The organism is Mycobacterium sp. 050134, assembly GCF_036409085.1.
Lineage (GTDB): Bacteria > Actinomycetota > Actinomycetes > Mycobacteriales > Mycobacteriaceae > Mycobacterium.
On sequence record NZ_JAZGLV010000031.1, the window covers coordinates 1 to 8,712 of the forward strand.

An 8,712-nucleotide genomic window follows, 5' to 3' on the forward strand; every position below is an offset into this window, starting at 1 on the left:
AATGCCGGCGGAGCCGCCGATTCCGCCGGCGCCGCCGGAGGCGCCGTTGCTGCCGCTACCCCCGGTTTGACCGGCGACGGTGGCGGCCAGGCCGGAGGCTCCATCACCGCCGGTGCCGCCGTGTCCGCCGGTGCCACCAATGCCGGCGTTGCCGGCCGCGCCGGCGGCGCCGAAGAATCCCGCACCACCGCCCGTGCCACCGGCTCCGGCGTTACCCCCATTACCCCCAAGACCGCCCGCGGTGGCCGCGTTCGAACCCAGCACGGTGTCGGTGAAACCCGTGCCGCCTTGCCCGCCTTGCCCGCCGTGGCCGCCGACACCGCCGGTCCCGCCCGAGCTGAACAGCCCTTGGCTGCCGCCGCCGGCACCGCCGGTCCCGCCGATCCCGCCGTCGCCGCCGGTACCACCGACGCTGCCGACGGACCCGCCGGTGCCTTCGATGCCCGCGCCGCCGGCCCCGCCTGCGCCACCGGCTCCACCAGACCAGCCCAGCAGTGCTCGGTCGAAGCCGCCGGCTCCGCCAGTACCGCCGTGGCCACCGGTACTGGTCGCGCTGCTGGCGATGCCGCCGGCACCACCAGCACCGCCCGCGCCCGCCCAGCCGCCCAACAATCCGTTACTGCCCCCGGTGCCGCCTGTCCCGCCTGTGAAATCGCCTCCCAAACCGGTGCCGCCGACGCCGCCGGAACCGCCGCTACCGAACAGCCATCCGCCGGCACCACCGGCTCCACCAGATGCGCCATTACCGGTGGTTGTCGCGCCACCCGCACCACCCAGACCACCGTTACCGATTAAGCCGGCCGCACCACCAGCCCCACCAGCCTGGCCGGCCGCACCGGATCCGCCGTTGCCCCCGTTTCCGAACAACAGTCCGCCCGGCCCCCCAGCCTGCCCGGTTCCTGGCGCACCGTTGACCCCGTTGCCGATCAGTGGCCGCCCTACCAACCACTCCGTCGGAGAGTTGATCGCGTCTAGCAGTTCTTGCTCGCACGCTTGCAGCGGTGACACGCACGCTTGCAGCGGTGACACACATGCTTGCAGCGGTGACACATTGGCCGCTTCCGCAGTCAGGTAGGCGCCGCCACCTGAAGTGAGCGCCTGCACAAACTGCTCGTGAAATGCCGCCGCCTGAGCACTGAGCGCTCGATAATGCCGGCCATAGCTGCCGAACAGTTCGGCAATGGCCGTCGACACCTCGTCCTGGGCGGCGGCCAGGACCTGAGTCGTTGACGTCGAAGCTGCCGTGTGAGCCGTACTCAACGCCGTCCCTAACCGCGACAAATCGCCCGCGGCGACCTGGATTTGTTGTGACGATGCGACCACGAAGTACGACATACGACTCCCTTTCCATCGACGGGAAAATCAGGACAAGCAGAAACTCACCCAACGCCAACAATCGAAGGTTCGAAAAACCCGACTTAGCGGCCTTAAAGACAACGGGGCCATTGCCGCCAAATTGGCACGGCTGCACTAGATGGATGAAACAGCGGATTCGGTGTGGTAAAGCGGCCGAAGAGGCTCAAATGATGATCGTGCCTACGCGGCACGCATGTATCTTCGGCATGGTGTCGCGGTTCTACGGGGATTGGGGACATCGGCATCTCGCCCCCCCGCGTTCAGCGGACTGACAACGATCGAACAACACCGCCGCGGCTCGACCGTCACCGGTCATCGCGTCCGGCGCGGCCGCGTCCCGTGGCGTTGGGGGCCCCGACCCCGAGCCGGCCATCAGCGGCGAACTCGCCGCCGCGGGGTGCCCCAAGGCTGATCGGATCCCGATGGGGCGAGGCCATACCGCCCACAAGCTAAACCTCGACAGATGAACAACACTGCCTCCAGCAAACTCTCGTGCGGGTCTAAGAATCTATTCGACGCGAGTCTAATCCAACTGCTTAAGCACCGCATCCGCAAGTTTTGGGGCGCTCGACTGCCGCGGATGGCGTTGATTTGTCGACGATGTCAACAAGGTTGACCCACTCGCTCGGTGGATCAAAGGCGTTGCAGTCGAATCTATTACGGATTGGGGGAGAGTGCGGTCTCTGCCCGCCTTCGGCGCTGCATGAAGCGTGCGGAAAGGCGGTGTCCACGCGGGTGTGTGATGTACGTCACTCTTGACTCCCGCAACTCTCTTGCGAGAGGCTAGCGATGTAGCTGCCACGGCAAACTAATCGACACCGGGCTGTCGGCTGGGTCGTGAGCACTGTTGGGCAGATGTACGGCGCGCTGGTATGCCGTCGACGGCTCGCCCCTGCCGCGAGTCGTCCTCCGACGATCAAGAATTGATCGAGCGGGGACACGCGGTGACGGTCGGTTCACGGCGCCGACGGTCGTCGTGCTTCCGATTCAAAGCCGCGAGCGATGATGGCCGTTGAGGGTCCGCGCCGAGAATAACCGCAAGAGCCGATCGGCGGTGAGGGCCCACGAAACGAGCCGACGCGTTCACTGCTCTACACACATCACCGAGTGACGGGCGCAGGTAGGACCATGACTAAGATCGACGCCGGCGTCAAAAGCATTGCGGTCCGGGGAATTCTGTTCATTCGGGGCGCCTCTCCTGCTGAACGCCTGGTCGTACGGAGAGTTGCGCTGGGTAGCCCAATTGGCGGCTACCCCCGACGTACTGTCATACCAAAGGGCAAGAAGAGCGCTCGCCCTCGATTGTGGCTGTCCTGACGGCGAATACACCGCAGAATCGCGGTCGCGTTTTAAGGACATATTCATTGAAAGGTCGATCATTGGAGGCGGACCACCGATGCTGCCTTCGAGGCGTTCAACGCGACCGCTAGCCGATCTGGCGGATAGCTGGTCGTCGTGGTGCGCCGGGCGGGGCAGCTGAGAACGGATCTGATTCGAGCGGAGAGCAACAGGATTTGGCGGTTGACATGGGTCTGTGCCCGTTGCAACAAGGACTAATGTGAAAGGCAACTGCGCACGACACCTGTCGCTCGTCGAGTGGCAATCCCCGGGACAATTGCGGGCACGAAATTTGATGCCAGATCCAACTGGCTTGAGCAGCCGTGCCGATTGATTTGTTTGATGCCAACGGTATTCGCCCCAATGGGGGTGCTGAGTTCGACGGCGCAGCCGCCACGGGGGAACTACCGCGTAGGTGGCGCCGAATCGGCGGTGTTGTTGGCCGCCGCGATATAAGTCTATTGACCATCTTGGGTCGGGACTTGTCCTTACGTCAGGTCGGTCAGGCGACCGCTAAGACCGCTACGGCGTTGTATGTGCCGCTTAGGCCTTTCAATTCCAATTCTCGGGGTGCGCCGAATCGGATGTCAGGCATGCCGGGCACCGCGTCGCGGACCGTTTCGCTGATCAGGATCTCACCACCTTCGGCATGCGCGGCGATCCGCGCCGCCATGACCACGTTGCGCCCGAACAGATCGTCTCCGCGCCTGACCGACGTGCCCATGTGAATGCCCATTCGCACGCGAATGTTGTCGTAGCGATCGGCCTGCTCGCCCAACGCTTTTTGCGCATCGACGCAACAGCGAAGCGCATCTCGCGGTGTCGCGAACGCGATCATGAATCCGTCGCCCTGGGTTTTGACCACGTGTCCGCCATACTTGACGACCAGGGCGCGGATGAGCCCGTCGTGTCGGCGGAGTAGCTTCACCCAATCGCGATCGCCGAGTGCCTCGTTGTGCGCGGTGGAGCCCTCGATGTCGGAGAACACGATCACGACGTCGCCGTCCGCGGTCAACCGTGCCAAGTCGGGCCGCTCGACTTGGGCCCATCCCGCCAGATCCTCGATGGAATTGCGCACGGTGGCGCCGATGCCCTTGGCCCGAACCATCTCTGCCGTCTTCCAGGTCTTTCTGATGGCAAAGGGGGCGAGCCCACGACGGCGTCGTCGTCGCGTCGACGGGCGGCGGCTGCGCTCGAGCTCGCGGCGGGTGGCCTTCAGACGGCGCTGCGAGACGGTCAACAACACGGCCAGCGCGACGAGACCCGCGAGTTCCGCGGCGACCAGGATCCAGGGGATTGCTTCGGTCATCGGTTCCGCGCGTTGTCGGTTGCGCCCGCTGGCGCCTTCGGCCTTCCCACGCAGTGATCGTAAAGTATGTGATACCGGCGGTACTAGTTCCGGTGGCGAGGGTCTGCCGCGCGCGTCGTGTCGGCGACCACCGCGTCCCGCTCCGGCGCGGTGCGTGCCTTAAACTGCTGATCGGCGCACAACGCGTTGGTTCGAGACGACCGCGCCGGTGCTCGACGCTCCGAGCTGGGGGTGAACGAAATCGAGTCGACAATGATCCAGGGCCCCGAGCACACCGCCGACGGCGGGCCGCCGTCGGCGCCGACGCCGCTGCGCAATCGCCTGTACCGTTCGCTGTTCATCGCGCAGTTCGTCTCCAACATCGGTACCTGGATGCAAAGCGTTGCGGCGCAGTGGTTCTTGATCGAGGCGCACAGCACCGCCGGCACGGTCGCGTTGGTCCAGACCGCCAGCCTGGGGCCGACGCTGGTTCTGGGTTTGCTCGCCGGCGTGCTTGCCGACCTATTCGACCGGCGGCGGCTGCTGCTCGTCCTGCAGACATATGCGGTCGTGGTGGGGCTGACGCTTGCGGCGGTGACGTTCGCCGGTCGGCTCACGCCGGGGGCGCTGTTGATGTTCACCGTCGCCATCGGCTGCGCTTCGGCGCTGACCGCACCCGCCTGGCAAGCCATTCAGCCCGAGGTTGTTGCGCGCGAGCAGATACCGGCCGCCTCGACGTTGTCCAGTGTCTCGGCCAACGCGGCCCTGGCGATCGGGCCGGCGATCGGCGGCCTCGCGGTGGCTCTGGCCGGCCCCGCGGCGGTGTTCGGCATCAACGCAATATCGTTCACCGGGATCATCGTGGCCCTGGTCCGGTGGAAGCGGCCCCGGCCCGCCGTTTCCACCGAACGCGAACACGTCCTCCAGGCCATCGGCACCGGCCTGCTGTACGTGGTCAACAGCCCGATCTTCCGCAGGATCTTGTTGCGTGCGGCGCTCTTCTTGTTTCCGGCGTCCGCCATGCTGGCCCTGTTGCCGGTGGCCGCCGCGCACCGGTGGCACCTCGGGGCGAGCGGATACGGTATGGCCCTGGGCGCCATAGGCTTTGGGGCCACGCTCGCCGTTTTGGTCGCGACGCCGTTGCGTCGGAAGGTGTCGCCCAACGTCCTCCTGGCGGGATGCACCGCCGTGTACGGTTGCGCACCGCTAGCGGTGGCCTGGCTGCCCTTCGCCGCGGCGGCGCCCATCCTGGTCCTGTCCGGCATGGCTTGGCTGATCACCCTCGCCACGTTGAACGCGGCGGCGCAGCTGCACTTGCCACGCTGGGTCCGGGCCCGCGGGTTGTCGGTCTACCTGTTGGTCTTCACGGCATCCCAGGCATCGGGCGCTTGGCTCTGGGGTGTGTTGGCGACACGAGCAGGGGTAGTTCTCGCCCTGACCTGGTCCGCGGTCTTGCTGGGGGCCGTGGCCATCAGCGTCGCCGCCCTTCCATTGCGGGCGTCGACCGGGTTGTTGAGCCGCGACATCTCCACCTGCTGGGCTTCGCCGATGATCGTGTTCGAGCCGCGCCCCAACGACGGGCCGGTGCTCGTCACCGTGCATTACCAGGTGGCGTCCGAGAACCTCACCGCCTTTGTCACCGCGATGACGGCGGTGCGCCGATCACGGCTGCGAACCGGCGGTCACAGCTGGCAGCTGTATCGCAGCGCGGAACGCCCGGACACGATCCTGGAGCGCTTCACCGTGTCGTCTTGGGCCGAATTCAAGCGCCAGCGCACCGAGCGATGGCTGGATTCCGACCACGACGCCGTCGCGCAGGCGGAGCGCTACACCATCGACAACGCGCACCGGCACGACTATTTCCTCGCGCTGCCGGTGCACCGCTGATGCTCAGGTGAGCGACGCCAGCGCCGTCCGCGGGTCGTATCCGGCGAACTGGTCCAGCTCGCCGTCGCGCAGGCGGTTCACCCAGGCCGGCTCGGCGAGCAGGGCCCGGCCGATCGCCGCGACGTCGAACTCGCCCGCCTCGAACTGCTCGACCAGGCGGTCTAGCGGCGCCGGCCGGATGATCTCGCCGTGCTTCTCGCTGCGGAACTGCGTCTCCAGGCCCACGGAGCCGACCGCGATCACCGGCAGCCCGGTGACCTTCTTGGTCCACCCGGCAAGGCTCAGCTCCCCGTCGTAGTCGGGGAAGGCGGGCACGTAGTGCCTGCGCGTCGAGGGATGCAGCACGTCGACCCCGGCCTCGGCAAGCGGGGAAAGGATCTCCTGCAGTTGCGTCGGATCGTCGGCGATCGCGGCCGAGTAGTCGGTGCCCTTCCACTGCGAGAACCGGAAGATGATGGGGTAGTCGGGTCCGACCGCGGCGCGCACGGCGGCGACGACGTCGGCCGGGAACCGGGTGCGGGCGGCCAGCGACCCGCCATAGCCGTCGGTGCGCAGATTCGTTCGCTCCCAGAGGAACTGGTCCAGCAGGTAGCCGTGGGCACCGTGCAGCTCGACCGCGTCGAAGCCGATGTTGCGGGCGGTGGCGGCGCTCTGTGCGTACAGTCCCGCGATGTGTGGGAGCTCGTCGGTTGCCAGCGCGCGGCCCTTCGGGTTGCCGAGCCCGTCGACGCCCGAGGGGCTGACCGGCAGCACACCGTCCGCGTCGTCGCGCTGGGCTCCCTGGTGCCACAGCTGTGCCGCTATCGTGGAGCCCTCCTGGTGGACGGCGTCGACCACCCGCTGCCATCCCGCGAGGACGTCCTCGCCCGCAACGGTGGGAATCGCGTATGGGTAACCCGCGGCGGGCTCGGGCAGCCGAATGCCTTCGGTGATGATCAGTCCGACGCCACCGGCCGCGCGGCGCCGGTAATACTCGGCGACGTCCGGCCCCGGGACGCCGCCGGGCGACGCCTGCCGGGTCATCGGTGCCATCGCGAAGCGGTTCGGTACGTTCAGCGAACGCACGGTCAACGGCCGGAAGAGTTCATCTATTGCCACGACTGCCACCAACACGGCATCGGCCGCCCCTATTCCGGCCGGCAGCGCAAACGCGAATCACGTGGCGAACCGGCCGGCGATCGCCTTCTTGTCCACCTTGCCGATTGGCGTGGTGGGCAGGTCCGCCATCGGGACGAGGACGTCGGGGCGGCCGTGCGCGGCCACGCCGCGTCCGTCCAGGTGGGCGTTGAGTTCCGCCAGGGTGATCGGCGTTCCGGCGAAAACCACCGCGGCGCAGATCCTTTCCCCCAGATACGGATCGGGTAACGCAACCGCGGCGGCCGCGAAGATCGCCGGGTGGCTCAGCATGTGCTCCTCGAGGTCCGCCGCGGAGATCGTCTCCCCGCCGCGGCTGATGACGTCTTTGACGCGGCCGGTGACCACCAGGTAGCCATCGTCGCGGCGGCGCACCAGGTCGCCGCTGCGATAGAAACCGTCGGGATCAAAGCAGCGCTCGTTGTCGCGCTCTGCCCGGAAGTACCCGTTGAACGTGTACGGCCCGCGCACCAGCAACTCGCCCTCGACGCCGGGCGGCGCGGGGTTGCCGTCGGCGTCGACGATGCGCAGCTCGTCGGCGGTGCACAGCGGTCGCCCCTGGGTGTGGTCGAGCAGCTCCGGCGGGTCGTCGAGACGCGTGAAGTTCAGCAGGCCCTCGGCCATGCCGAACACCTGCTGCAGCCCCGGGCTCAACGCCGCGCGCACCAGGGCCGCGTCCTCCGGTTCCAGCCGAGCCCCGCCAACCTGCAACAGCCGCAACGACTTCGGCGGCATGGGCTCCCACTCGCGGGCGCGCGCCCACAGCTTGGCGAGCGCCGGCACCAACGCGGTGACCGTGACGCGGTGGCGCGCGATCGCGGCGAAGGCGGCCTCTGGGCTGGGGTCGGTGCCGAACACGGTGGTGGCGCCGACGGTCATCGCCCCGAGCATGCCCGGGCAGGCCAGCGGGAAGTTGTGCCCGGCGGGAAGCGCCACGAAGTAGACGTCGTCGGCGGTCAGTCGGCACAGCTCGGCGCTCGCCGTCGCGTTGAACACGTAGTCGTCGTGCGTGCGGGGGATCAGTTTGGGGACGCCGGTGGTGCCGCCGGACACCAGCAGCAACGCGGGTGATCCCGGATCGGCGGGCGGCGCGGCCGCTCGGGCCGGGACCGACGCGCACACGGCGCGCCACGACGTGAACGGGCCGGGATCGCCGTCGACGAAAACGTGCTCGAGGCCGGGGTGATCGGCGACCAGCCCGCGCGCCATCGCCCGATAGTCGAAACCGCCAGCCGTGTCGGCGATCACCAGCCCGACGGCCCCGCTGACCGTTGCGAAGTGTGCCAGCTCGGCCGCCCGATGCCCGGGCAGGCACATCACCGGGATGGCGCCGGCGCGCAGCAGGCCGAAGAGAGCGACCGCGAACCGGACGCCGTTCGGCAGCTGGAGCAGCACGCGGTCGCCCGGTGCGATGCCCGCGTGGCGGAGTCCCGCTGCGGCGCCGTCTGCCTGCGTGTCCAGCTCGGCGTAGCTCAGCCCGCCGCCCGTGGGGGCGTCGACGACGGCGATCCGCTCGGGCCAGCGTCGTGCCGCGTCGCTCAGAAGGGTGTCGAGGGGCCGTCCGGTCCAGTAACCGGCCGCGCGGTAGGCGGCGGCCCTCCCGGCGGGAAACGGTACGAAGCCCGCCAGCGCTGGCGGCGTGCTCGAGGTCATCGGGCTCCTCATCGATTGCCGGGGGCGTGGTAGCGGGACGCAGGGCTCAACGATAG

The 8,712-nt window shown here is 68.1% G+C and carries 5 protein-coding genes; 1 reads left to right on the forward strand and 4 read right to left on the reverse strand.

The features are described 5' to 3' along the window. The coding region (locus tag SKC42_RS25280; RefSeq protein WP_330966982.1) for a PE family protein at positions 1–1,335 on the reverse strand (1,335 nt) is incomplete at its 3' end. A 1,861-nt stretch (positions 1,336–3,196) separates the two neighbouring features. Then, entirely contained in the window at positions 3,197–4,003 is an 807-nt protein-coding gene (locus SKC42_RS25285) for an adenylate/guanylate cyclase domain-containing protein (protein WP_330966983.1), read from the reverse strand. Between the two features lie 231 nt (positions 4,004–4,234). Here SKC42_RS25285 and SKC42_RS25290 point away from each other — a divergent pair, with 231 nt between their 5' ends. Continuing rightward, positions 4,235–5,869: an MFS transporter gene (locus tag SKC42_RS25290; RefSeq protein ID WP_330966984.1), complete on the forward strand. Its 1,635-nt coding sequence runs from the start codon at positions 4,235–4,237 to the stop codon at positions 5,867–5,869. A 3-nt stretch (positions 5,870–5,872) separates the two neighbouring features. Here the strand turns inward: SKC42_RS25290 and SKC42_RS25295 are convergent, their stop codons facing one another. Continuing rightward, on the reverse strand, positions 5,873–6,967 hold the full coding sequence (locus SKC42_RS25295) for an NADH:flavin oxidoreductase (RefSeq protein WP_330966985.1): 1,095 nt from the start codon (positions 6,965–6,967) through the stop codon (positions 5,873–5,875). A 57-nt stretch (positions 6,968–7,024) separates the two neighbouring features. Beyond that, positions 7,025–8,668, reverse strand: a complete 1,644-nt coding sequence (locus SKC42_RS25300; protein WP_442932260.1) for a (2,3-dihydroxybenzoyl)adenylate synthase — start codon at positions 8,666–8,668, stop codon at positions 7,025–7,027. Between the last annotated feature and the right edge of the window lie 44 nt (positions 8,669–8,712).